The organism is Rhodococcus shunpengi (assembly GCF_048381395.1).
GTDB lineage: Bacteria > Actinomycetota > Actinomycetes > Mycobacteriales > Mycobacteriaceae > Rhodococcus.
This window is the reverse complement of record NZ_JBLWIU010000011.1, coordinates 150,356-174,032: the sequence shown is the minus strand read 5'-3', so window position 1 is coordinate 174,032 and position 23,677 is coordinate 150,356. Positions and strand designations below refer to the sequence as shown.

Sequence of the window (23,677 nt, the reverse complement as noted above, 5' to 3'; positions counted from 1 at the left end):
GTCCACAGGCACTCCAGCGTACGTGAGCGGAGGAGGGAAGGTCAGACCCGCGCGCCCGCCTCGATCTCGTTCTTGAGACGGGCGAGAGTCGCGTTCATCCCCATCGTCAGTTCGTCGTCGAACGCCTCGGTGCCGCCGAGAACATACTTGACCAGGGTCTGCGATACCTTGCTCGTCCCGGTGGGCGCCTCGCGCCGCTGGGTGACCCGCGTGCCGGTGGCGGTGGGTTCGAGGGTGAACGACCAGATGGACCGGTTCTCGTTGATCCGGAAGCTCAGGCGACGGCCGGGTTCGAAGTCGATCACCTTCGACGTCGTGGGCCACACCAGCAGGCCCTTCTTGTTGATGTTGATCGTGGTGGTGCCGGCAGACACCGGCCCACCGCGCACGATCATCCGACGGCACTGCGGGCTCCACTCGCCCATCCGCTTCAGATCGGACACCACGCGCCACACCTGCTCGGGGGAGGCGGTGATCTCGATCGTGGCCTCGAGGGTCTTCGACACGTGTACTCCTGTGCTCGGGGGACCGGGTCTTCTCGGGGGCCGGGTCCCGTGTATCTGATACCTGAGGTAACAGGATCGTCGTCGATCCTAACGGACGCTGTGAGTGCGGTCACGTCCTGGTCGGGTCGGCTCCGGTCAGCCGCATGAACGCCCCGAGTTCGATCAGGCCGTCCGGGGTCCACGGGAGGTGATCGGTCAGGGCGCCGGACCGGACGATCACCGCCGACCACTTGCCGCGTGAGAGGGCCACGTTCGACCGGTTGCGGGACAACAGGAACGACATGCCCCGCGGCACGTCCTCGACGGCGGAGGCCGTCATCGACACGAACACCATCGCCGCCTGGCGGCCTTGGAACTTGTCGACGGTGCCCACCTGGACGCGGTGCAGACCTGCGGCGGCGAGATCCTGCCGCAGGCGGGTGACCTGAGCGTTGTACGGCGCGACCACCAGGACGTCCTCCTCGCCGAGGGGCCGCGACGGGGAGCCGGCGTCGTCCGTCCACGCCGAGCCGAGCACGGCCGCGACGGCGCGCACGATCTCGGCGCTCTCCTCGGGCGAGCAGGTCGCGTTGCCCTCGTGCGCGACCTCCACGAGCCGGACGCCGGGCGGGACGCCGTCGAGCGCGCGACGCGTAGTGATCTCGGACTTCGACCGCAGGCGTCCCTCGTAGGACAGCTCGGACACCCGCGCGCACAGATCCGGGTGCATCCGCCAGGTCACCGGAAGGAAGTAGCCACGATCGGCGGGCAACGCCCCGTGCCCTTCGGCGAGCCATCCGAGGGCGGACTCGTCCACGGGCTCGGGGTGGGTGCCCTGCGAGACTTGCGGCAGTTGGCGGGGATCGCCGAGCAGCAGCAGATTCGACGCCGCCGTGGCCACGGCGATGGTGTTGGCGAGGCAGAACTGACCGGCCTCGTCGACCACCAGCAGGTCGAGGCTGCCGGGCTCGATGCAGTTCGGATTCGTGAAGTCCCAGGCCGTTCCACCCACCACGTAACCGGTGGTGGAGGTACCGATATGGGCCGCAAGGGTCTTCGCGTCCGGGAAGGCGGTCCACGTCGGTTCGGGGCTCTGGCATTTCGCCTTGGCGACCCGTTCCGGCGACACTCCCGCGGCGACGGTGCCGGCCAACATGTTCTCGACCACCGAATGCGACTGCGCGACCACGCCGACCCGCCAACCGTGCTCGTTCACGAGCGCCGCCACCACCCGGGCCCCGGTGTACGTCTTGCCGGTGCCGGGTGGTCCCTGCACCGCCAGGTACGAATTCTCCAGGGTGAGAACGGCCGTGACGATCGTGCCGGCCGCGTCGTCGCCGAGCGCCGGCAGCGCGGCACCGGAGCGCAGTCGGGGCGGGACGCGGCGCAGCACGTCCACGGCCGCGGTCGACGGCAGAGCCGGCAACTCGTCGCACATCGCCTCGGCGGCGGAGGCGATGGCCGCTTCGATGTTCTTCGACGAGATCGGCGCGCCGGGTGTGACGGCGATCGGCAGCACGGAGTACTCCTCGTCCGTCCGCAGCGATTCGTCCACGACGAGCACGTCGGGATGGTCCGTCCCCGTGGTGCGTTCGACGACCACGCCGCGCGACCACGCGCGCGTCCCGGTGCCGCCGTCGGGCAGTCCGTCCGGTCCCGGAGCGTCGTACAACAGGAAGACGTCCTGCCCGGCGCGCAACGTACTGCCCGGCTCGAACTCGCCCGCGAGGCGCAGCCGGCGCCGGAGCAGTCGCTGGCGGGGCGTGGCCTTGTGCCAGTCGGTCTCGAGCGTGCACGTCGCCGCGACCAGCGTGTCGCGGGCGTCCGCCCACTCGTCCGGCGGCGTGGACAGACGGTCGAAGTGCCCCCACCAGAATGGTTTCCGCTCGCGCCGGTGATAGCCCATGGCCGCGGCGACGAGTGCGGCCGCCTGCTGTTCCGGGGTGCGGTCGCCCGCCAGCGCACCGCCGACGTAGTCGAGGAGTTTCGTCTCGACGGGGTGCGCCTCCGCGTCGGGAGCGGCCTCGTCGTGGGTCGTCTCGGTGGGGGAGATGCCGTGATCGCGGGCGTGGGTGAGCAGCCAGTCGCGCAGACGCAGGGTGGAGATGCAGTCGGCCTCGTTGTAGGAGGCGATCGACGCGAGTTCGCGGTCCGCCTCCTCGAGGTGCCCGGCGTCGCGCAGTGCGCAGTAGTCGGCGTACGCGACGATCGAGGCGCCCGCGTCCACGACATCGCCGTCGCGCGCCTCGTCGACGTCGGTGTAGAGCGGTTCGAGCTTCTTCAGCCCGTACGCCCGGGCGCCCACCCGGATCGAGTTGCGCACCACGGGATACAGGTCGACGAGCACACCCTCGCGCAGCAGGTCGTCGACGATCTCCTCGCCGACGCCGTAGCGGCCGGCCAACCGCAGCAGCGCCGTCTTCTCGTACGGGGCGTAGTGGTAGACGTGCATCCTCGGGTGGCGACGCCGGCGGTCGGTGACGTAGTCGAGGAAGTCCAGCAGCGCCTGCCGTTCCTGTTCGCGGTCGTGTGCCCAGAAGGGCCGGAAGACCGGTGCGTCGGCCGGTCCCTCCACGACGCCGAACAGGTACTCGAGTCCCCACTCGGAACTGCCGCCCTCGGACCACAGCGGGTCGCCTTCGAAGTCGAAGAAGATGTCGCCCTCGTCGGGCGCGGGCAGGATGCCGAGCGGGGTGGCGTCGTAGACCTCCGCGTAGGGACTGCCCCGTCTCTCCTCCTCGAGCTGCGCCCGTGCCTGCGCGCGCAGGACCTCGAAGGTGCGGCGGGCCATCCCGTCGACGGGTGCCGCGCATGCGGCGAGGTCGTCGATGGTCGACACGCCCGCCTCGATCAGCCGCAGCCGCTGGGTACTGCGCATCCCCGCGACCAGCAGCAGGTCGCGGTGACGTTCCAGTTCCGGGGTGCAGTCGTCGCAGCGACCGCAGGCGGTGTGCCCACCCGCTCCCCACCGCACCGGCTCGGGGGCAGCGCGGTGCGACGCCAGAAGGGTTTCGAGACAGGCGCGTCGGTGCCGGTAGACCGGCAGGATCTCCGCCAGTGGGTAGGAGGCGATCGAGCCGTCCCCGAGGACGAGATGCGCGTGCGAAGAGACTGCCGTCCCGGTGCGCGCGAGTGCGTCTGCGTAGGCGGCGAGCTGCAGCAGGGCCTCGACCTTCGCGTGCCGGGAGAGTTTGCTGTCGTAGACGGCGTAGCCGTCATCTTCGAGGACGAGGAAATCGGAGAAGCCGATCATGCCGAGCGGATCGGGGGCGGCGTCCGAGGAGCCGGTGTCGAAGAAAGCGCCCTGATAGACGACGGGCGCGCCGGCCCGGACGGCGTCGAGGGTGGCCTGCGCCGCCTCGGTGAGCGCCTGCGCGGTGTACTCGGGCCGGGCGATCTCGACGACCTTCTCGGCACCCACCTGCGCGCGGAACCGGTCGAGGACGCGCTGCTCGTGACGACCGCCGAGCGCCGCGACGCGGTCGAGCATCGCATCGGGTTCGGTGTCGGGGCGCGGGAGGCGACCGAGCGTCGAGTCGAGGTTGCGGAGCAGTGCGAACTCGCACGAGGCGGCGCGGGTGAGATCTCCGGCGCCGAAGACCAGCCTGTCGTCGAGAAGAAACATCGGCAGCTCCGTCTCCGGCGTGCGGGATGCCCGGGCTGGGCACGGCTGGTCCCGACTATCGCAGACCGGTCGGACCCATCGGACTGTTGTGTTCGCACTCGGCGGGTGAGAACATCTCTCTCATCAAAGAGAATAAAATTCTTGACGAGGATTCGTGCAGGTAGGAGGCCTGATGACTGGAAACGGCACGCTGCGCACGCGCGGCGCCGGGATCTCGATGACGAAGGAGGAGATCGATCTCTTCCTCTCCGCCGAGCGGACGTGCCGCGTCGCCACGATCGGCGGTGACGGAAGCCCGCACGTCGCTCCGTTGTGGTTCGTCTGGGACGGCGCCTTCCTGTGGCTCAACTCCGTCGTCCGCAGCCGCCGCTGGACCGACCTGCAGAAGGATCCGCGCATCGCGGTCGTCGTCGATGGTGGGGAGCAGTTCACGGATCTGCGCGGCGTGGAGGTGCGCGGAACCGCGGTGAGCGTCGGTGACGTGCCGCGCGGTTCCCGCCCCGAGGTCGTGGCGCGCACCGTCGAGGACGAACTGCTGCGCGGCGTCGAACTGTCCTTCGCCCGCAAGTACGCCGGTCGCGACGAGTTCACGACGGACGGCCGTCACGCGTGGCTGCGGGTCACTCCGCGCAGCGTGCGCAGCTGGGACTTCGGGAAGATCCGCCGGTCGCGCTGATTTCGACGAACCACCGACCTCGACGAACGGAGCTCCCATGAACATCGTCTCGGCGCGCCACGCGCTCGTCACCGGAGGTGCGAGCGGCATCGGCCGCGGTATCGCCGACGCCCTGGCCCGCCGCGGAGTGGCCGTGACGATCGCGGACATCGACGATGCGGCAATCGAATCCACGCTCGCCGGCCGGACGGGAGTCTTCCGGCTCTTCCGCGGAGCCGTCCTCGACGTACGCGACCGGGAGGGCTGGCGCAGCGTCAAGCAGGAGGCGGAGGACGCCTTCGGCCCGGTCGACATCCTCGTCAACAACGCCGGGATCGGTTTCAACGGAACAGACTTCGCCGACCTCGATCCTCACGTCTTCGACACGGTCATCGACATCGACGTCACCGGGGTGTTCAATGGCGTCTCGACCTTCGCGGGTGACCTGCGGGCACGCGGGCGTGGGCACATCGTCAACACCGCCTCGGTCATGGGACTGACCGCGGGTGTGCCGGGCCGCGGGGTGTACAGCGCAGCGAAGGCCGCCGTCGTCGCGATGTCCGAAGCGCTACGCGCCGAACTCGCCCCGCACGGTGTCGGGGTGTCGGTCCTGTGCCCGGGGCTGGTGCGTTCGGGACTCGACGACAGCACCGCCCGGCTCGGCGGCGAGGTCCGGCGCGTGGACCACATCAAGGGCGGGAACGCCGGTATGGCACCGGGGACGGCGGGGGAGATCGTCGTCCGCGGCATCTCGATCGACGCCCCCTACATCCTCACGCACCCGCACTATCTCGGGAACATCAGTACCAGGTACGACTCGATCGCTCGCAGTGCGGATTCAGTCCACGCCGGTGCATGACGGCACGCCGGTGGACGACGGCCGCGCGGCGCATGTGTTCGCGGTGCAGTCGCGGGGCGTTACGGATGTGGTCGTCGGCCCCGCGGCGGTCCGGACCGCCTTCGAGTCCGAGTGCGGTGCGTCCCGCCAGGACGAGACCCCAGGGAACGATGACCCAGATCGGCCAGAAGTAGATCAGTGAGGCCGTTCCGAGCGAGACCAGGGCCCACACCGCGAGATTGATCGATCCCACGGTGGCCCAGGCTCCCCACTCGATGCGCTGGTGGAGCGGCAGGCGCAGACGTGGGAACGGTTTGCCGGCCGGCGGGGACGGGGTGGGAACGGGTGTCGACGGCAGGTCGGTGAGAACGGCGCCGGCGTCGTCCTGCGTCACGGCGCGGTAGACCCGGGCCACACGCTCGTCGAACTCGCCGATCGTCAACCGTCCGGCGGTGAGATGGCGCCCGAGCTCCTCCACGATCGTTTCACGCTCGGCATCGGAGATGCGCAGCGGCGATGTCGCAGTACCGGGGCCGGTGGTGGATGTGTGTTCCATGGTGCCCTCCGGGATCTTCCACAATGGAATGTCACCTGATTCCAGGGTGGATATGCCACAGTGGAATGTCAAGTCTTTTCCGTACCCGAATCGCGAAAGGAACCGGCAATGACCGGACGACCGCTCAACGCCACCGCCGCGTCACTGCTCGGATTCCTCCACGAAGGCCCCAAAACGGGCTGGGACCTGGTGTCCACCGCACAGACGCGCATCGGCAAGTTCTGGTCGCTGACGACGAGCCAGGTCTACCGGGAACTGGCCGCGATGGAACGGCGGGGACTGATCGAGGCAGGGGAGAAGGGCCCGCGCGACCGCAAGCCCTACGTGCTGACCGAGGCCGGACGCACGGCCTTCGCCGAATGGATCGACCGCGAACCGGGCGACGAGAACATCCGCCACCCCCTGCTGCTGACCGTCGCCTTCGGCGATCACCTCCCGCCCGAGCGCCTCACCGAGATGCTTACCGACCATCGCCGCAGACACGAGGAGCAGCTCGCCGCCTACGAACAGCAGGCGGCGGCCGACATCCTTCCGCCGCACGCCGCGGCGACCCTCGATTTCGGCATCCTCTACGAACGGGCCGTCCTCGAATGGTTCGACCGCGTGCGCGACCGTCTCGAACCCGGGCCGGTCAGCGCAGCGGATCGAACGACCTGAGCAACGGATCCGGCTCGCCGGTCATCGACCCGGCGAGCAGCCGTCCGGTGAGGGGACCGAGCGCCACACCCCACATCCCGTGCCCGCCGGCGACGTGGACCCGCTCCGAACGGGTGCGGCCGATCAGCGGGAGCCCGTCCGCCGTGCACGGCCGCGAGCCCACCCACTCCTCGCTGCGCCCGTCCCAGTCGACATCGCGCAACAGCGGACGGGTCGCGTCGACGATCGCCCGGATGCGTCGCGGGTCGAGCGGGGCGTCGGGGCTGCGGAACTCCATCATTCCCGCGACCCGGAAACGGTCCTGGAGGGGTGTGCACGCCACCCGCTGGGCAGGGAAGTAGACCGGGTTCTTCGGCAGGCTCGGCGGTCGCACGCTGAAGCTGTAGCCGCGACCGGCCTGGACCTGCGTGCGCACACCGAACGGCCGGGCGAGCGACCCGAGCCACGCTCCGTTCGCGAGCACCACCGCATCCGCCGACCGCGAGTCCCCACCGGCCACGACGACATCCACCCCGCGACCGGTGTCGCGCACCTCCTCGACGTCGACGTCGGTGACGATCTCCGCACCCCGGGCGCGGACCGCGTGCGCCAGCGCGGCGACGAACCGCGGCGGATCGATGAACCGCTGCCCCCGGATCCGGAGACCCACCCGCACCGAGTCCCCCAGCAGCGGTTCGAGCGAATGCAGCGTGTCGGTGTCGAGCAGGTCGAAGTCGATCTCGCTGCCGGCGGCACGCGCGTGCTCGAACTCCTCCACCAGCAGCCGACGGTCGTCGTCCGAGGTGAACGCCGCGAGGAACGGATCGGCGACCCGCGTCGGCTCGGTGACGATCGTGTCGCCCGACCCGCGGGCGAGATCGTCGTAGGCATCGAGGGCGAGGCGGTTGGCGCGCGCGAAGACCTCCATCGACGACGTCCACTGCCGTCTCGTGCAGTGCCGGGCGAAGTCGGCGAGGAAGCGCAGCAACCGCAGATCCGTCGTGGGCGGCACGTACACCGGCGACGACGGCCGGAACATCGAGCGCACGCCGTAACGCAGCACCCCCGGCTCGGGTAGCGGCAGGGTCAGTGCCGGCGCGAGCCATCCGGCGTTGCCCCACGAGGCGTCACCCGCCACGCCGACCCGATCGAGCACCGTGACCTCGATGCCTCGATCCTGCAGAAACCACGCGGTGGACAGACCCACGATGCCCGCACCGACGACCACCGTCCGACGAACCGTCATCGCAACCTCCTGTGAACGACGAAGCCTGCACCTTCCATCATGGACCTGGAAGCGCAAGCGGGCCGGACTCGCGGACGGCTTACTATTTCCGGGGAAGTTCTGCTTGTGGAAAGGGAACCCGGAATGAGTACGAACGTCGAACAGCGTGAATTCCAGGCCGAGACGCGGCAGTTGCTGGATCTGATGATCCACTCGATCTACTCGAACAAGGACACCTTCCTGCGCGAGTTGATCTCCAACGCGTCGGACGCCCTGGACAAGCTCCGGCTGGAGTCGTTCCGAAACAAGGATCTCGACGTCGACACCTCCGACCTGCACGTCGAGCTCGAGGTGGACAAGGATGCGCGCACCCTGACCGTGCGCGACAACGGCATCGGCATGAACCGCGACGAGGTCGTCGATCTCATCGGCACCCTCGCGAAGTCCGGCACCGGCGAACTCCGGCAGAAGCTGCGCGAGGCCAAGGACGCCGCCGCTTCCGAGGAGTTGATCGGCCAGTTCGGTATCGGCTTCTACTCGTCGTTCATGGTCGCCGACAAGGTCACGCTCGTCACCCGCAAGGCCGGGGAGAAGACCGGTACGCGCTGGGAGTCCAGCGGCGAATCCACCTACACGATCGCCGAGGTCGACGACGCGCCCCAGGGCACCTCGGTGATCCTGCATCTCAAGCCCGAGGATGCCGAGGACCACCTGTTCGACTACACCTCGCAGTGGAAGCTCGAGGAGATCGTCAAGAAGTACTCGGATTTCATCGCGTGGCCGATCCGCATGGAGGTCTCGCGCACCACGAAGTCGGAGGACGGCACCGACGAGGTGACCTTCGAGACCAAGACCCTCAACTCGCAGAAGGCGTTGTGGGCGCGCTCGAAGGACGAGGTCTCCGAGGACGAGTACAAGGACTTCTACAAGCACATCGCCCATGCCTGGGACGAGCCGCTCGAGATCATCCCGCTCAAGGCCGAAGGCACCTTCGAATACCAGGCGCTGCTGTTCATCCCGGAGCACGCGCCCTTCGACCTGTTCGCCCGCGAACGGCGCACCGGCGTGCAGTTGTACGTCAAGCGCGTGTTCATCATGGACGACTGCGAGGATCTCGTCCCCGAGTACCTGCGTTTCGTCAAGGGTGTGGTCGACGCACAGGACCTGTCGCTCAACGTCTCTCGTGAGATCCTGCAGCAGGACCGGCAGATCCGGGCCATCCGCCGCCGCCTGACGAAGAAGGTCCTCGCGACCGTCAAGGACATGGCCGCGAAGGAACCCGAGAAGTACACGAAGTTCTGGCGCGAGTTCGGCCGGGTCGTCAAGGAAGGCCTGATCTCCGACACCGACAACCGCGACACGCTGCTGGCGATCTCGTCGTTCGACTCGACGGCGAGCGAGGAGGAGCAGACCACGCTCGCCGGTTACGTCGAGCGCATGAAGGACGGCCAGGACGCGATCTACTACCTGACCGGCGAGTCGCGGCAGCTGCTCGAGAGCTCCCCGCACATGGAGGCCTTCCGCGACAAGGGCATCGAGGTGCTGCTCCTGACCGATCCCGTCGACGAGATGTGGGTGACCTCCGTTCCGGAGTTCGAGGGCAAGCGCTTCCAGTCGATCGCCAAGGGCGACGTCGACCTCGGTACCGAGGACGAGAAGAAGGCCGCCGAAGCCGAACGCGAGGAGAAGGAGAAGGAGTTCGGCGACCTGCTGTCGTGGATGAAGGAGACCCTCGACGAGCAGGTCAAGGACGTGCGGCTCTCGTCGCGCCTGACGTCCTCCCCGGCGTGCATCGTCGGCGACACCTTCAGCATGTCGCCCGCGCTCGAGCGGATGTACAAGGCGTCCGGTCAGCCGGTGCCGCGGGTCAAGAGGATCCTCGAACTCAACCCCGATCACCCGCTCGTGTCGGGTCTGCGCACGGCCCGGGAACAGCGTCCGGACGATGCCTCGCTCGCCGACGTCGCCGAGCTGCTCCACGGCATGGCGCTGATCGCCGAGGGTGGCGAGGTGGAGGATCCGGCGCGGTTCACCCGCCTGCTCGCCGAGCGTCTCGCCGGAAGCGTGTGAGCCGAGCCTGTCGCCGTGGGCACGCCCGCGGATAGGCTCGATGCATGACGCGTGTGGACGGGGTGTTGTTCGATATCGAGGGCGTGCTCGTCACCGAGTGGCAGCCCGTCCCGGGCGCGGCGGACGTCCTGGCACGACTGCGTGCCGACGGCGTCCGCCGCGCCTTCCTCACCAACACCACCTCCCGGACGTGCGCCGAGATCGCGCAGCGGCTCACCGATCTCGGGATGGAGGTCTCGCCGGACGAGATCGTCACCGCGGTGTCCCTCACCGTCGACCACGTTCGGCAGACCTATCCGGGTCTGCGCTGCTGGGTCCTCAACGAGGGTGACATCGCCGCCGATCTCGACGGTCTCGTGCTGGACGAGGACGATCCGGAAGTGGTGATCCTCGGTGGCGCGGGGGATGCCTTCACACACCGGGCGATGAGTCGCGTCGCCGAACTGATACTCGAGGACGTCCCGGTGGTCGCGATGCACCGGGCTCTCGCGTGGCAGGCCGCCGACGGGTTGCGCATCGACACCGGGGTCTACCTGGCCGGACTCGAGGAGCTCACCGGCCGGTCGGTGGTGGCGGTGGGCAAGCCGTCGCTGCGCGGCTTCCTCGTCGCGTCGGAGCGGATGGGTGTCGAACCGGATCGGATGGTGGTCGTCGGCGACGACATCGCTGGCGAGGTCGTCCCGGGGCAACGCCTCGGTATGACGGGAATCCTGGTGCGTACCGGAAAGTTTCGGCAATCCGTCCTGGACCTGGCGGTCGATCGTCCCGACCACGTCATCGACTCCGTCGCCGATCTCCCGGGGCTCCTCGACAGTCTGTGACACGTGGTCTCGCGTGAGACGCATGTGATCGGTACCCTACCGCCGGGGCGCCGGCCCCCCGTTCGCGCGGGGCGCTCGTTCCCCAGTTCGCGCAGACGCAGCCTTTCGCGAAGAGGCACTCCAGTGCAGAGGAGCCCGTTCTTGTCCATTCGTTCCTTCCGATCCGTTCTCACCGCGCGCCGTTCGTTCCGGGCCGGTGTACTCGTCGCCGTCGGTGTGGCCTCGGCTGCGCTGTTCGGTGGGGGTACCGCCGCAGCGGCGCCGGTGACCTGTGTGTCGCCTCCTTCTGCCAACGACATCCTGGTGTCCGATACCGCCAGCTGCGGCGCCACCGCCGAGGACGCCTTCGCTCGCGCGTATGCGGCCGACAGCGGCACCGCGGTGTCGGTCGCCGAGTCGGCCGGTGCCGCCGAAGCCCACGCGACGGGCTTCGGCACGGCGCTCAGTGCAGCCCGTGACGGCGGCCGTTCGTTCGCCTACGCGCTCGGCGGCGGACTGAGCCACTCGTGGGCGCAGGGTCCGGCGACGACCCTGTCGGTGGCCGGCTACGGGTCGGGCGCCACGGCCGACACCACCGGCGTCACGTGCGTCGGAGCCCAGTCGTTCGCGGTCAACACCGCGACGGGGCAGTGGTGCGCCGTGGGGGTCGGTTCGACGCCGCGCTGAGCGAGCGCCGCACCGATGATCCGGACGACCGGGTAGTCGGTCTTTCGCGGATTTCGTGACGGGGGTGGCAGGTGCCGGTAATCTTGCACTCGCCACCCCCGAGTGCTAAGAATGCACTTAGCACTCGCAACACGTGAGTGCCAGGTCGGTAGGGTGAGACCGGGTTTTCGACACCCCTGGTCGTCCGTCGCGGGCACTGCTTCCGGCCGAAGGCGTACATGGAGCGATCCGACGAGCGATCGCTCCGGTGTCACCCCCATACCCGGAGGATCACTTCGCAATGGCCAAGATCATCGCGTTCGACGAAGAGGCCCGTCGCGGCCTCGAGCGGGGCCTCAACAGCCTCGCCGACGCAGTCAAGGTGACGTTGGGCCCCAAGGGTCGCAACGTCGTTCTCGAGAAGAAGTGGGGCGCCCCCACGATCACCAACGATGGTGTGTCCATCGCCAAGGAGATCGAGCTCGAGGATCCGTACGAGAAGATCGGCGCCGAGCTGGTCAAGGAAGTTGCCAAGAAGACCGACGACGTCGCGGGTGACGGCACCACCACCGCTACCGTGCTCGCCCAGGCGCTCGTCCGCGAGGGTCTGCGCAACGTTGCTGCGGGCGCCAACCCCCTCGGCCTGAAGCGCGGCATCGAGAAGGCCGTCGAGGCCGTCACCGCCAAGCTGCTCGACACCGCCAAGGAGGTCGAGACCAAGGAGCAGATCGCCGCCACCGCAGGCATCTCCGCCGGCGACCCCGCGATCGGTGAGCTCATCGCCGAGGCCATCGACAAGGTGGGCAAGGAAGGCGTCATCACCGTCGAGGAGTCCAACACCTTCGGCCTCCAGCTCGAGCTGACCGAGGGCATGCGCTTCGACAAGGGCTACATCTCCCTCTACTTCGCCACCGACGCAGAGCGTCAGGAGGCCGTGCTCGAGGATCCCTACATCCTGCTCGTCAGCTCCAAGATCTCCACGGTCAAGGACCTGCTGCCGCTGCTCGAGAAGGTCATCCAGTCGGGCAAGCCGCTGCTGATCATCGCCGAGGACGTCGAGGGTGAGGCTCTGTCCACCCTGGTCCTCAACAAGATCCGCGGCACCTTCAAGTCGGTTGCCGTCAAGGCTCCGGGCTTCGGTGACCGCCGCAAGGCCCAGCTCGCCGACATCGCCATCCTCACCGGTGGCGAGGTCGTCAGCGAAGAGGTCGGCCTCTCCCTCGAGACCGCCGGCATCGAGCTGCTCGGCCAGGCCCGCAAGGTCGTCGTCACCAAGGACGAGACCACCATCGTCGAGGGCGCGGGCGATCCCGACGCCATCGCCGGTCGCGTCAACCAGATCCGCGCCGAGATCGAGGCGTCGGATTCGGACTACGACCGCGAGAAGCTGCAGGAGCGCCTCGCGAAGCTGGCCGGCGGCGTCGCCGTCATCAAGGCCGGTGCCGCGACCGAGGTCGAGCTCAAGGAGCGCAAGCACCGCATCGAGGACGCCGTCCGCAACGCGAAGGCTGCCGTCGAAGAGGGCATCGTCGCCGGTGGTGGCGTGGCCCTGCTGCAGGCCGCTCCGGTTCTCGACGACCTCAAGCTCGAGGGCGACGAGGCCACGGGTGCCAACATCGTCAAGGTCGCTCTCGAGGCGCCGCTGAAGCAGATCGCCTTCAACGCCGGCCTCGAGCCCGGCGTCGTCGCCGAGAAGGTCCGCAACCTCGAGGCCGGCCACGGCCTCAACGCTGCGACCGGCGACTACGAGGACCTGCTCGAAGCGGGCATCAACGACCCGGTCAAGGTCACCCGCTCGGCGCTGCAGAACGCTGCGTCGATCGCGGCTCTGTTCCTGACGACCGAGGCCGTCGTCGCCGACAAGCCGGAGAAGGCCGCCGCTCCCGCGGGCGACCCGACCGGCGGCATGGGCGGCATGGACTTCTGATCCGCCCCTGCGGGCGGAGAGGACTTCTGATCCGCCCCTGCGGGCGGAGAGGACTTCTGATCCGCCCCTGAGCCACACGAGGCCCGATCCCACTCCGGTGGGGTCGGGCCTCGTGCTCTTCCCCGATCGTTCCGGCCTCCCGTACCGAACGATCACATATTCGTTACGAAACGCGCTCCGCGGACGATGAATGTCACGAAAGTGTCACTTCATCCGGTTCCGGAGGTTCGTACCGATCCGCAACCGGTCCGAGGTGCGCAGACAGACGGATCGACGAGGGGAAGAGAATATGCGGTCGTCCTGGTTACGGCGGGTACTGCTCACGGTGGCGATGGGAACGTCGATGGTCCTCGCGGCTCCCGGTGGTGCTCTCGCGCAGCCGGTGGAAGCCGACGATCAGCGACCGGTGGGGGAGCTGACCTCTGTCGAGCGCGAGAGCGACCGCACCGTCATCGCGAACGTCTACTCGCCGTCGATGGACAAGGTGATCCCCCTCCGGGTCCGGACGCCCGCCGACGCGAGCGAACCGCGCCCCACCCTCTACCTGCTCAACGGCTCGGGAGGCGGGCAGGGAATCGCCACCTGGGAGAAGCAGACCGACGTCGAGAACTTCTTCTCGGACAAGAACATCAACGTCGTCACGCCGCTCCTCGGCGGCTACAGCTACTACACCGATTGGCGCAACGACGATCCCGCGCTCGGCCGTAACATGTGGACGACCTTCCTGACGCACGAACTCCCGCCGGTCATCGACACGGAGTTCGGGACGTCGGGACGCAACGCGATTGCGGGTCTGTCGATGTCGGGGACGTCGGTGCTCGGCCTCGCCACGACGGCCCCCGAGCTGTACGAGGCGGTCGGGGCGTACAGCGGATGCGCCGAGACGAGCACGCCGCTGGGGCAGTCCTACGTGCAGGCCGTCGTACGCGTCAAGGGTGGCGACCCCGAGAACATGTGGGGCCCGGTCGGTGATCCGGCCTGGATCGAGAACGATCCCTACCTCCAGGCCGAGAAGCTCCGCGGTATCGACCTGTACATCTCGTCGGGTTCGGGTCTGCCCGGGCAGTACGAGCGGCTCGGATCGCGGTCGGTGAACAACGACCCGATCGGGCTCGTCGGGCAGGTGGTCGTCGGCGGCAGCATCGAGGCGGCGGTCCACCACTGCACCCGGCGGATGGCCCAGCGACTCGAGGAGTTGGACATCCCCGCCCGGATCGACCTGCGTCCGGCGGGTACGCACTCCTGGGACTACTGGGAGGACGATCTGCGCAACTCGTGGCCGCTTCTGTCGCAGGCGGTCGGACTGTAGGGGTCCCGGACGATCCACCGGAAATGCCCGATTCGATCCCGGTCGAATCGGGCATCTTCTTTCGGTCGTTATTCGACCGATGGATCGGTCGATTCGCCGTAATCGGTCGGCGAACGGGATGAATCGGGTCGAACGGAAATGTCGAATTCAAACAGAAATAATTGGGTACGGACGTTCCGTTTTCTTTCCTTGACGCTGTGAGCTGGGCGTATGTGAGCTCTTCCCGGCTTGTCTGCAAGTGTGAATGTCATCACATCCGATTTGCGTATTCTCGGGTCGCGCAGGCACGTCGAATGTGTTGAGAATTGAGGCGAGCCCGACGGAATTCCGATCGGAATTCCGGGTAGGCGAAAAGCAATCGGACGAGACCCGTCCGGTATGTGATCGGACGAAGGAGATTCACATGGACGTCATCGAACTCATCGGCTCTGCCCTCGAACTGCTCGGCGGCACCGAACTGCTCGGCACCCTGCTCGAGACCGGCAGTGCCGTTCTCGGCCTCGGCCAGTAGTTCCTGCTGAGCTGAACAGCTGTGCCGCTGCCTCGCAGCGGAATACGACACCCCCGGCGGATCTCCGCCGGGGGTGTCGTCGTCTCGGCCGACCCCGTGACCCGGATCAGTTCTCGGGGATCAGCATCCACAGGGCGAGGTAGAGCAACACGGCGGTGCCGCCCGTGACGAAGGCTGCGAGGACTGCGCCTGCACGCACGAGGTTGAGGTCGACGTTGAAGTACTCGGCCAGTCCGGCGCACACACCACCGAGCATGCGCTGGGACGAGGAGCGGGTGAAGGGACGAGGGGCCTGGTTCTCGAAGTTCATGTATCCATCCTGTCGCCGTAACGGTCTCGGCACATCCGGGAACGGCCCGGATCTTCACCCTGATCTTCGTCTCGGGGTGGGTCGGACGAGCCGGCCCGGATAACGCTGAAATCATGCTGAGGGCAATGCTCGGCGGCCGGGACGCGAGGAGGCAGACTCGACCGTCGGTACTGCCGATCGGAAGGAGATCTCCCACCATGACCGACGTCGTCCTGGACGAACAGCTCGCCGCACTGCGCCGCAGGTACGGCACCCGGGCCGCCGAGCAGGCGGCCGGCCGCGGTGGTTCCGGCGCGTGGAACGACGTCATCGCTCTCCAACTGGCGCATCGCTCCGTGCGGAAGTTCCTTCCCGAGGCCGTCTCCGAGGACGATCTGCGCGCGATCGTGGCCGCGGCCTCCTCCGCCGCGAGCTCGAGCAACCTGCAGTTGTGGAGCGTCGTGGCCGTCACCGACCGCGACCGGCTCGCCCGGATCGCGACTCTCGCCGGCAACCAGCCGGCGGTGCGTGACGCTCCACTGCTGCTCGTGTGGGTGGCCGACCTCGCCCGCGCGGCGCGGGTCGCCGAGCAGCACGACAAGGACCTCGTCAACGTCGACTACGTGGAGTCCGCGCTGCTCGGGGTGGTCGATGCCGCGCTCGCCGCACAGAATGCGGTGCTCGCCGCGGAATCGCTCGGTCTCGGCACCGTCTACATCGGGGCCATCCGCAACCATCCGCGTGACGTGGCCGCAGAACTGGCTCTGCCCGACCACAGTTTCGCTGTGGTCGGGCTGGTGGTGGGCCGTCCCGATCCCGAGGTGGAGTCGGAGGTCAAGCCGCGCTTGGGTCAGGATGTGGTGCTGCATCGCGAGCAGTACTCGACCGAGGAGCGGGATGCCGGCCTCGCCGCATACGAGGAGGAGATCTCCGGCTTCTACCGCGATCAGGGTCTGGCGGAGAGCTGGGTCGAACGTGTACTCGGGCGCTTCGCGTCGCCCGGCGCGCTCGGGAGCAGGGAACAGATGCGAGAAGCTCTGCGGGAGCGCGGTTTCGGTCTGGACTGACCGCAGGGAGTCGTCAGCGGCACACGACCGTCAGGCCGACCCCGCGCCACACCTGACGTTCGACACGATCGAAGTCGTTGTCGTCACTGTCGTATTCGTACTCGACCTCGGTCCGGTATCCCCGGTCGCGCTGAGCGGTCACGGTGCAGTCGCCGCCGGCGGAACCGGACCGGTTGACGATCGAGTACGGCACACCCTCCGCGGCGAGCACGGCGACCGCGGCCTGCTCGCTCATGCCGACCACACCGGGCGCGGGTTGTGCTGCGGCAGTTCCTGTTCCGAGCAGTACTGCGGTGGTGCCGAGCGACAGGACGGCTGCGGTCGCGAGACGGGAGCGGGTGGCAAGAGTACGCATGGGTTCCTCCGAAGGGGTGCTGGACCGGACATTTCGATCGTCCGCCGCGACCCGGCCCGAGCACATCCGGGCACGACCCCCATCCCGACCCTGAATTCCGGACTCGGGGTGGCAGGGACACTGGGGAAACCGGCACCCGCCGCGTCCGGATCGGCCTAGTCTGGGCCGGTGGAGACCGTACCGATCCAGCTTCCCGGGGGCACCACGGCCCCGGTGCGCCTCTTCGCGGGACCCGACCACGAGCACGAGACACGTCGCGACGCCTCCCGCGTCGTCGTGGTGATCGTGCCGGGGCTCGGCATCCCGGCCGGTTACTACGAGCCGTTCGCGCAGGCGATCACCGAGCACGGATTCGACGCGGCGATCTGTGAACTGGCCGGCCAGGGCGACAGCCGTCCGAGGCCCGGACCCGACAGCACCTACGGCTACCACGAGATCGTCGCGACGCACTTCCCCGCTGTCTTCGAGGTGGTGCGGGAGCGCTTCCTCGACTCGACGCCGTACCTGCTCGGCCACTCCATGGGCGGCCAACTCGGGGTGCTCTACGCCGCACGCATCCGCGGCCGACTCGGCGGACTGATCCTCGTCGCCTCGGGCACGCCCTACTACCGCCACCACGCGGGCATCCGCGGACCGGGACTGTGGCTCGGGTCGACGGCGATGTCGCTGACCGCCGCGGTGGCCGGTTTCTGGCCCGGCGACCGCATCGACGTCGCCGGTTTCGGCCGGCAGTCGCGCGTGCTGATCTCCGACTGGGCGCGACTGGCCCGCACCGGCCGGTTCGAACCGGCCGGTGCGGACATCGACTACGAGGAACGGGTCGGGCGTCTCACGCTGCCCGTCCTGTCGATCACGATCGAAGACGACGACCTCACCCCGGTCGCGTCGGCGCAGCACCTGCTCGAGAAGCTGCCCTCCGCCGACGTCGCCCGGTGGCACAACCCGCGGGCACTGGGCCACAACGGATGGATCCGCGACAACGACGACACCGTAGCGACGATCGTGGCCTGGCTACGCGACCGCTGATCCTGCGCGGGCAGCAGCGGCGAGCCGGACGTGCGCGTTGGGGGAGCCGTATCCGGTGTAGCCGCCGCGCCGTTCGAGGAGTTCGACCTGGAAACCGCCCTGCACCGGGAGTGTGTAGGCGTGCAGGAATTCGCCGCCGTCGTCGTTGCGGTCGTAGAGCAGTCCGTTGTCCTGCAGGACGGTGAGCAGGTCGGGGTCGAGCACGAACCGCGCGTCGAGATCGGCGTAGTAGTTCGCAGGCGGCCGGAGGAACTCCACGCCGCGCGCACGTGCGTGCCGTACCGCGTCGACGACGTCGGCCGTGGCGAAGGCCAGCTGGGTCACGCCGTGCGGCTGTGGCGCAGCACCGGTCTCGGAGACGTTCAGCGCGACCCGCAGGTCACCCTTCTCCGCGCGCAGTGCGCGGATGCGCAGGCGGCCCTGCGGCTGGATGTACTCCTCGGGGTCCTCCGGCCGCAGTCCGAACAGAGTGCGGAAGAACGACAGCTCCTGGTTCAGATCGTCCGCCGCGACCGTCACGTCGACGTGGTCGAGACCGAGCCACCCCTCGTCGGCCACGGAAGTGCCCGCGGCATCGTCGGACACGAAGTCGTTGTGCCAGTCGTCGGGCTGCCCCGGCTCGGCGCTGACGAAGACGTGCAGTCCGGAGGGGGAGGTGATGCCCGGCAGGCCTGCTTCGCCCTCCCCTCGGGTGCGGTCGACCGCGGGCCACAGCAGGCTCGCGGCGCGTTCGGCCACCGCGGCGACGTCGGGGGCGACGAGACCCAGCGCGGTCGCGGCGGGGCCCGGCGCGGGCTCCTCGTTGAGGACGATGTTCGCGCCGCCGTTGCGCCACCACACGACGGGCTTGCTGCGGTGCCGACCGGCGACGTGGAATCCGAGTCCGGTGAGCAGTGCCGGGTAATCGGAGCGGTCGGGGTCGGCGAATTCGACGAACGCCGCGTCGGTCCGCGCCGGAAGCGGCGGTGCGACCGTCACCTTCTCGCGTGCGGGTCCGGTGACCCGCGTACCGAGCCGGTCCTCGAGGAACAGCAGCGACCGCATCGCGTCGCGCGCGGTCACATGCGGATCCGCTTCGCGCACCACGTCGCTGAAGACCTCGAGCGAGAGCGGCCCGTCGTAACCGGCGTCGAGCACGGCCGCGACCACCCCGGAGACGTCGAGCATGCCCTGCCCCGGGAAGCACCGGAAGTGGCGGCTCCATTCGAGGACGTTCATGTCGAGCACCGGGGCGTCGGCGACCTGCAGGAAGCCGATGCGTTCGCCGGGGATACCGGCCAGGGCGCGTCCGTCATCGCCGCGTGCGAGCATGTGGAAGGTGTCCACGGCCAGCGTCACGGCCGGGTGGTCGGCGCGTTCGACGAGATTCCACGCCTGCCCGACCCGGTTGACGTGACGTCCCCAGGCGAGGGCCTCGTAGGCGAAGGTGACCCCGTGCGAGGCGGCGAGATCACCGACGGCGCGCAACTGTTCGGCGGACAGTCCCGGATCGTCGATCGCGGTCGGCAGCGCGTTCGAGCACGCCAGGAAGGTCGTCGCGCCGAGCTCGTTCATCACCTCGAGCTTGCGGTGGACACGGTGCAGGACGTCGGGGAACCGCCGCGGGTCGACGCCCTCGATGTCGCGGATCGGCTGGAACAGGTCGATCGACAGACCGAGATCGGCGCAGCGCCGCGCCACCTCGGCGGGTGACAGCGGCGACGCGATCAGGTCGTTGTCGAAGATCTCGATCCCGTCGAATCCTGCAGCGGCGATCGCGTCGAGTTTGTCGGCGAGAACACCGGAGAGCGAGACGGTGGCGATTCCGCGGCGCATCAGCTGGTCAGCTCCTCGAAGTGTCGGACCATTCGTTCGGCGTCGGGTTCGACGCCCGTGAAGTACTCGAAGGCACCCACGGCCTGGAAGACGGCCATGCCGCCACCGGGTACCACGCGGCATCCGCGGGAGCGGGCGAGGTGGATCAGTTCGGTCTCGAGCGGGAAGTACACGACGTCGGAGACCCACAGGTCCTCGCGGACGAGCTCGGCGGGGACGGGCAGCCCGGGGTGGCCGGTCATGCCTGTGGGGGTCGCGTTGACCAGACCCTGCGCCGAGGCCAGCGCCCCGGCGAGATCGGTGGTCGCGCGGACCCGGTCGTCGCCGAAGCGCTTGGCCAGGCGGGTCGCGCAGGCCTGCGCCTTCTCGACGTCGACGTCGACGATGGACACGTGCGCGGAGCCCTGTTCGAGCAGCGCGTACCCGACGGCCGAACCGGCACCGCCGGCCCCGACCAGCACGGCGCGGTCGGAGACGGCCTCGGGCAGCCGGCGGCGGAACGCACGTCCCCAGCCGGACCAGTCGGTATTGCGGCCGAGTGCGCGACCGTCGCGGAACACCACGGTGTTGACCGCGCCGAGATCGTGGGCGTCGTCGGACAACTCGTCGAGCAGGGGGATGACGACCTGCTTGAAGGGGTGCGTGATGTTGAGCCCGTCGAAGCCGAAACGCTGTGCCCAGTCGAGCATCTCGGCCAGGTTCTCGGCGCCGTAGCCGAGACGTTCGGCGTCGACGAGGCGGTAGGTCAGGTTCAGTCCCGAGGCGAAGCCTTCCCGTTCCTGCATGGCCGGGGTGAGCGAACCGCCGATCCCGGCGCCGAACAGGCCCAGCAGGAAGGACGTACGTGCGGGCGCTGCGGTGGTCATCGGGAGCTTTCCTTCTTCTCGGTATCGAGTGCGAGCGCGGCCAGGTGACGGACGGCGAAGTCGTATCCGTCAGGGCCGCATCCGGCGATCACGGCCTTCGCGACGGGAGCGACGAACGAGTGGTGCCGGAACTCCTCGCGGGCGTGGACGTTGGTCAGGTGCACTTCCACGATCGGTGCCGCGACGGTCACCAGCGCGTCGTGCAGTGCGACCGAGGTGTGCGTGTAGGCCGCGGCGTTGACCACGAAACCGGCCGCCGATTCGCGGAGTTCGTGGACGGCGTCGATGAGGGCGCCCTCGTGGTTGCTCTGCCGGAAGTCGATGTCGAAGCCCAGGTCGTCGGCGGTGCGGCGGCACGACTTCTCGATGTCCGCCAGCGTCGCGGTGCCGTAGAGATGAGGTTCACGCGTGCCGAGCAGGTTGAGATTGGGTCCGTTGAGGACGGCGATCGTCGGACGAACACTCACGATGCCGCTCCGGCGGGGACCGGCGCGGTGTTCCGATCGTGGGGGAGCAGGCCGATCTCACGGGTGGGGATCTTGTGGGTTCCGGACGGTCCGGTGGCCACCGCGATCAGCGAGATGGCGACGGCGCCGACGCAGAACAGGGCCACGCGGTACCAGTTGTCGGCGTTGCCGTCCATGAGCGACCCGGCGATGGCCGGGGTGAAGCCGGCGAGCGCGAAGCCGAACTGGGTGCCGATCGCCATGCCCGACAGGCGGACGCTGGTGGGGAAGTACTCGGCGTAGGTGGCGGGCCACACCGCGTTCGGCATGCTGTAGATCACGCCGGCGAGCAGGATGCCGGTGACGAGCACGAGCGGCACGTCGCCCCGGGAGATCGACCACAGGAAGGCCGTCACCATGACGGCGCTGCCGATCAGGCCGGTGACGAAGACCGGCTTGCGGCCGATGCGGTCGGACAGCAGGGCCCACATGGGGATGGTGCCCACGGCGATGATGTTGGCGACGATCGCCAGCCACAGCATCGTGGTGTCGCTGATGCCGATGCCGTACTCGTCGGCCGTGGCGAAGTTGAGGGCGAACACCTGGAAGGCCGTGTTGACCATGGCGATGAAGGCTGCGAAGAAGACGCGCAGGACGCCGGTCCAGTGGTGGCGGAAGAGCACGGCGAGCGGTGCCTTGGGTGCCTCGTCGTGCGCCTTCTCGGCGTGGAACTCGGGGGTCTCGTCGAGGCTGCGGCGGATGAGGAAACCGACCAGCACGATCACGGCGCTGATCCAGAAGGGCACACGCCAGCCCCACGACTGCAGCTGCTCCTCGGACAGGAGAGCGATCACGGGCAGGAACATCAGCGGTGCGAGCACCTGCCCGCCCTGCGTGCCGCTCAGCGTCCAGCTGGTGAAGAAGCCGCGTCTGTCGTCGGGGGCGTGTTCGAACGACATGGAATTCGCGCCGGCCTGCTCACCCGCGGCCGACAGGCCCTGGAGCAGTCGCAGAGTGACCAGCAGGATCGGCGCGAGCATGCCGACCTGTCCGTAGGTCGGCAGGCAGCCGATGAGGAAGGTCGAGACACCCATGAGCAGCAGCGTGCCCACGAGGATCAGCTTGCGGCCGAAACGGTCGCCGATGTGCCCCATCAGGATGGAACCGAAGGGGCGGGCGACGTAGGCGACGCCGAAGGTTGCGAGCGATGCGACGGTCGCGACCGCCTGGTTGCCCTCCGGGAAGAAGATCTTCGGGAAGACGAGCGCGGCGGCGGTGCCGTAGATCGCCAGGTCGTAGTACTCCAGTGCGCTGCCGCTCCACGCGGCGAGGGCCGCCTTGCGGGGCGTGCGCTGCACGGTGGTGTTTTCAGTCATCGGATGCCTCGGGGGTGGGTCTTCAGTATCGGATACAGGGACGGTAGGGGTGTGGCGCAGCCCACGGCAATCGTTTGCCATTTTTTGCCATACTGTCCGTATGTCGGCCTCCCCGCGTTCCCGGAAACGCGCCACCATCACCGATGTGGCCCGCGAGGCAGGGGTCGCGGCGTCGACGGTCTCGCGGACCTTCACCAACCCCGGTCGTGTCAACGTCGCCACCCGCGACCACATCCTCGAAGTCGCCGACCGGCTCGGCTATGCACCCAACCCCGCCGCCCGCGCCCTCGAATCGGGACGCACCAACACGTTGGCGCTGCTCGTCCCCGACATCACCAACCCCTTCTTCTCGGGCGTGATCAAAGGGGCCGAACGTGCCGCCGTCGCCTCCGGCCGGACCCTCGTCCTCGCCGACACCCAGGAGAGCGCGACCACCGAAGCGCACATCATCCGGCGGCTGGGGCCGGCCGTCGACGGTTTCGTCCTGGCGGCCGCCCGCATGCCCGACGACGAACTGCGGCGCGTCGCCGAACTCGACGCCGTGACCCTGGTGAATCGCGCGATCCGCGGAATCTCCTGCGTCGTCGCCGATTACGAGACGGGAACGCGGCAGATCGTCGACCACCTCGCGTCGCTCGGGCACCGCTCGTTGCTGTTCCTCGGCGGTCCGCCCGAGTCGTGGTCGGGAGCGCGACGCTGGGCCGGTCTGCAGGCCGCGGCGCAGGCCCACGGCATCGCGGTGCGTCGCTTCGGCCCCTACTCGCCGACGCTCGGTGGCGGTGCCGCCGCGGCCGACGCCGCCGTGGCGGCCGGTGCCACCGCGGTGGTGTGCCACAACGACATGCTCGCCATCGGCGTGCTGCGCCGGATGCGGGAACGCGGGGTGTCCGTGCCGGAGCACGTGAGTGTGGTCGGCTTCGACAACATCTTCGGCTCCGACCTGTGCCAGCCGTCGCTCACCACGCTCGCCGAACGCACCGAGGACGCCGGGGCGCGCGCCATCGAGATGCTCGCCCGGCAGGCCTACGAGCGGGTCGCGGTGGCCGACGAACTCGTACTCCCGACGCAGCTCGTCGTCCGCGAGTCCACCGGACCGGCGAGATGAGGGAGGTTGTGTGCGTGTTTCTCGACGAA

General features: G+C 68.7%; 21 protein-coding genes. 11 read left to right on the top strand and 10 right to left on the bottom strand.

Going from position 1 to position 23,677, the window contains the following annotated elements:
• Positions 1-41: 41 nt before the first annotated feature.
• On the bottom strand, positions 42-506 hold the full coding sequence (locus ACNJ7K_RS05090; RefSeq protein WP_085469694.1) for an SRPBCC family protein: 465 nt from the start codon (positions 504-506) through the stop codon (positions 42-44).
• Positions 507-615: 109 nt separating this feature from the next.
• Complete coding sequence (locus ACNJ7K_RS05085) at positions 616-4,110, bottom strand: TM0106 family RecB-like putative nuclease (RefSeq protein ID WP_487041306.1); 3,495 nt, start codon at positions 4,108-4,110, stop codon at positions 616-618.
• Between the two features lie 172 nt (positions 4,111-4,282).
• Here ACNJ7K_RS05085 and ACNJ7K_RS05080 point away from each other — a divergent pair, with 172 nt between their 5' ends.
• Positions 4,283-4,786 (top strand): pyridoxamine 5'-phosphate oxidase family protein, encoded by a 504-nt coding sequence (locus ACNJ7K_RS05080; RefSeq protein WP_159417685.1) that lies wholly within the window; start codon positions 4,283-4,285, stop codon positions 4,784-4,786.
• 37 nt (positions 4,787-4,823) lie between these two features.
• Entirely contained in the window at positions 4,824-5,624 is an 801-nt protein-coding gene (locus tag ACNJ7K_RS05075) for an SDR family oxidoreductase (protein ID WP_487041305.1), read from the top strand.
• Here ACNJ7K_RS05075 and ACNJ7K_RS05070 read toward each other — a convergent pair.
• Positions 5,566-6,159, bottom strand: coding sequence for a DUF1707 SHOCT-like domain-containing protein (locus ACNJ7K_RS05070; protein ID WP_487041304.1), 594 nt, complete (start codon positions 6,157-6,159; stop codon positions 5,566-5,568). The genes ACNJ7K_RS05075 and ACNJ7K_RS05070 overlap by 59 nt on opposite strands.
• Positions 6,160-6,267: 108 nt before the next feature.
• Between ACNJ7K_RS05070 and ACNJ7K_RS05065 the strand changes: the two genes are divergently transcribed.
• A complete protein-coding gene (locus ACNJ7K_RS05065) occupies positions 6,268-6,816 on the top strand; it encodes a PadR family transcriptional regulator (protein WP_487041303.1) in 549 nt (182 codons plus the stop codon).
• Here the strand turns inward: ACNJ7K_RS05065 and ACNJ7K_RS05060 are convergent.
• Entirely contained in the window at positions 6,791-8,041 is a 1,251-nt protein-coding gene (locus ACNJ7K_RS05060) for an NAD(P)/FAD-dependent oxidoreductase (protein ID WP_159417688.1), read from the bottom strand. The genes ACNJ7K_RS05065 and ACNJ7K_RS05060 overlap by 26 nt on opposite strands.
• 123 nt (positions 8,042-8,164) lie before the next feature.
• Between ACNJ7K_RS05060 and htpG the strand changes: the two genes are divergently transcribed.
• From htpG to ACNJ7K_RS05035, 5 genes are all read left to right on the top strand, one after another.
• Positions 8,165-10,090: a molecular chaperone HtpG gene (gene htpG, locus ACNJ7K_RS05055; RefSeq protein WP_120280141.1), complete on the top strand. Its 1,926-nt coding sequence runs from the start codon at positions 8,165-8,167 to the stop codon at positions 10,088-10,090.
• 44 nt (positions 10,091-10,134) lie between these two features.
• Positions 10,135-10,911, top strand: a complete 777-nt coding sequence (locus ACNJ7K_RS05050; RefSeq protein WP_487041302.1) for an HAD-IIA family hydrolase — start codon at positions 10,135-10,137, stop codon at positions 10,909-10,911.
• Between the two features lie 141 nt (positions 10,912-11,052).
• Entirely contained in the window at positions 11,053-11,577 is a 525-nt protein-coding gene (locus ACNJ7K_RS05045) for a DUF6764 family protein (protein ID WP_016691625.1), read from the top strand.
• 280 nt (positions 11,578-11,857) lie between these two features.
• Positions 11,858-13,483: a chaperonin GroEL gene (gene groL / locus ACNJ7K_RS05040; protein ID WP_016932760.1), complete on the top strand. Its 1,626-nt coding sequence runs from the start codon at positions 11,858-11,860 to the stop codon at positions 13,481-13,483.
• Positions 13,484-13,772: 289 nt separating this feature from the next.
• Positions 13,773-14,792, top strand: a complete 1,020-nt coding sequence (locus ACNJ7K_RS05035) for an alpha/beta hydrolase (protein WP_487041301.1) — start codon at positions 13,773-13,775, stop codon at positions 14,790-14,792.
• Positions 14,793-15,409: 617 nt separating this feature from the next.
• Here the strand turns inward: ACNJ7K_RS05035 and ACNJ7K_RS05030 are convergent.
• Complete coding sequence (locus ACNJ7K_RS05030; RefSeq protein WP_006553621.1) at positions 15,410-15,613, bottom strand: PspC domain-containing protein; 204 nt, start codon at positions 15,611-15,613, stop codon at positions 15,410-15,412.
• 197 nt (positions 15,614-15,810) lie between these two features.
• Between ACNJ7K_RS05030 and ACNJ7K_RS05025 the strand changes: the two genes are divergently transcribed.
• Positions 15,811-16,659 carry an NADPH-dependent oxidoreductase gene (locus ACNJ7K_RS05025; protein WP_268654359.1) on the top strand — a complete coding sequence of 283 codons (849 nt, stop codon included), beginning with the start codon at positions 15,811-15,813 and terminating at the stop codon, positions 16,657-16,659.
• 13 nt (positions 16,660-16,672) lie between these two features.
• Here the strand turns inward: ACNJ7K_RS05025 and ACNJ7K_RS05020 are convergent, their stop codons facing one another.
• Positions 16,673-17,014, bottom strand: coding sequence for a hypothetical protein (locus ACNJ7K_RS05020; protein ID WP_120280138.1), 342 nt, complete (start codon positions 17,012-17,014; stop codon positions 16,673-16,675).
• 168 nt (positions 17,015-17,182) lie between these two features.
• Here ACNJ7K_RS05020 and ACNJ7K_RS05015 point away from each other — a divergent pair, with 168 nt between their 5' ends.
• On the top strand, positions 17,183-18,040 hold the full coding sequence (locus tag ACNJ7K_RS05015) for an alpha/beta hydrolase family protein (protein WP_487041300.1): 858 nt from the start codon (positions 17,183-17,185) through the stop codon (positions 18,038-18,040).
• On the opposite strand, the gene ACNJ7K_RS05010 is transcribed toward ACNJ7K_RS05015, so the two are convergent.
• From ACNJ7K_RS05010 to ACNJ7K_RS04995, 4 genes are read right to left on the bottom strand one after another with little or no spacing between them, the layout of a single operon-like run.
• Complete coding sequence (locus ACNJ7K_RS05010; protein WP_487041299.1) at positions 18,026-19,855, bottom strand: bifunctional sugar phosphate isomerase/epimerase/4-hydroxyphenylpyruvate dioxygenase family protein; 1,830 nt, start codon at positions 19,853-19,855, stop codon at positions 18,026-18,028. The two genes, ACNJ7K_RS05015 and ACNJ7K_RS05010, sit on opposite strands and share 15 nt — an antisense overlap.
• Positions 19,855-20,721 carry a shikimate dehydrogenase gene (locus tag ACNJ7K_RS05005; RefSeq protein WP_019291127.1) on the bottom strand — a complete coding sequence of 289 codons (867 nt, stop codon included), beginning with the start codon at positions 20,719-20,721 and terminating at the stop codon, positions 19,855-19,857. The genes ACNJ7K_RS05010 and ACNJ7K_RS05005 overlap by 1 nt, the downstream gene beginning before the upstream one ends.
• Entirely contained in the window at positions 20,718-21,188 is a 471-nt protein-coding gene (gene aroQ, locus ACNJ7K_RS05000; protein ID WP_159417693.1) for a type II 3-dehydroquinate dehydratase, read from the bottom strand. Before aroQ ends, ACNJ7K_RS05005 begins: the two co-directional genes overlap by 4 nt.
• A complete protein-coding gene (locus tag ACNJ7K_RS04995; RefSeq protein ID WP_159417694.1) occupies positions 21,185-22,543 on the bottom strand; it encodes an MFS transporter in 1,359 nt (452 codons plus the stop codon). The genes aroQ and ACNJ7K_RS04995 overlap by 4 nt, the downstream gene beginning before the upstream one ends.
• 100 nt (positions 22,544-22,643) lie before the next feature.
• Here ACNJ7K_RS04995 and ACNJ7K_RS04990 point away from each other — a divergent pair, with 100 nt between their 5' ends.
• Positions 22,644-23,648 carry a LacI family DNA-binding transcriptional regulator gene (locus ACNJ7K_RS04990; RefSeq protein WP_120280132.1) on the top strand — a complete coding sequence of 335 codons (1,005 nt, stop codon included), beginning with the start codon at positions 22,644-22,646 and terminating at the stop codon, positions 23,646-23,648.
• Positions 23,649-23,677: the final 29 nt, after the last annotated feature.

What these genes read in the sequence shown, in the direction of transcription:
- ACNJ7K_RS05085 (WP_487041306.1), bottom strand. Translation starts at nt 4,110, where the DNA reads ATGTTTCTTCTCGACGACAGGCTGGTCTTCGGCGCCGGAGATCTCACC.
- ACNJ7K_RS05080 (WP_159417685.1), top strand. Translation starts at nt 4,283, where the DNA reads ATGACTGGAAACGGCACGCTGCGCACGCGCGGCGCCGGGATCTCGATG.
- ACNJ7K_RS05075 (WP_487041305.1), top strand. Translation starts at nt 4,824, where the DNA reads ATGAACATCGTCTCGGCGCGCCACGCGCTCGTCACCGGAGGTGCGAGC.
- ACNJ7K_RS05070 (WP_487041304.1), bottom strand. Translation starts at nt 6,159, where the DNA reads ATGGAACACACATCCACCACCGGCCCCGGTACTGCGACATCGCCGCTG.
- ACNJ7K_RS05065 (WP_487041303.1), top strand. Translation starts at nt 6,268, where the DNA reads ATGACCGGACGACCGCTCAACGCCACCGCCGCGTCACTGCTCGGATTC.
- ACNJ7K_RS05060 (WP_159417688.1), bottom strand. Translation starts at nt 8,041, where the DNA reads ATGACGGTTCGTCGGACGGTGGTCGTCGGTGCGGGCATCGTGGGTCTG.
- htpG (WP_120280141.1), top strand. Translation starts at nt 8,165, where the DNA reads ATGAGTACGAACGTCGAACAGCGTGAATTCCAGGCCGAGACGCGGCAG.
- ACNJ7K_RS05050 (WP_487041302.1), top strand. Translation starts at nt 10,135, where the DNA reads ATGACGCGTGTGGACGGGGTGTTGTTCGATATCGAGGGCGTGCTCGTC.
- groL (WP_016932760.1), top strand. Translation starts at nt 11,858, where the DNA reads ATGGCCAAGATCATCGCGTTCGACGAAGAGGCCCGTCGCGGCCTCGAG.
- ACNJ7K_RS05035 (WP_487041301.1), top strand. Translation starts at nt 13,773, where the DNA reads ATGCGGTCGTCCTGGTTACGGCGGGTACTGCTCACGGTGGCGATGGGA.
- ACNJ7K_RS05030 (WP_006553621.1), bottom strand. Translation starts at nt 15,613, where the DNA reads ATGAACTTCGAGAACCAGGCCCCTCGTCCCTTCACCCGCTCCTCGTCC.
- ACNJ7K_RS05025 (WP_268654359.1), top strand. Translation starts at nt 15,811, where the DNA reads ATGACCGACGTCGTCCTGGACGAACAGCTCGCCGCACTGCGCCGCAGG.
- ACNJ7K_RS05020 (WP_120280138.1), bottom strand. Translation starts at nt 17,014, where the DNA reads ATGCGTACTCTTGCCACCCGCTCCCGTCTCGCGACCGCAGCCGTCCTG.
- ACNJ7K_RS05010 (WP_487041299.1), bottom strand. Translation starts at nt 19,855, where the DNA reads ATGCGCCGCGGAATCGCCACCGTCTCGCTCTCCGGTGTTCTCGCCGAC.
- ACNJ7K_RS05005 (WP_019291127.1), bottom strand. Translation starts at nt 20,721, where the DNA reads ATGACCACCGCAGCGCCCGCACGTACGTCCTTCCTGCTGGGCCTGTTC.
- ACNJ7K_RS04995 (WP_159417694.1), bottom strand. Translation starts at nt 22,543, where the DNA reads ATGACTGAAAACACCACCGTGCAGCGCACGCCCCGCAAGGCGGCCCTC.
- ACNJ7K_RS04990 (WP_120280132.1), top strand. Translation starts at nt 22,644, where the DNA reads ATGTCGGCCTCCCCGCGTTCCCGGAAACGCGCCACCATCACCGATGTG.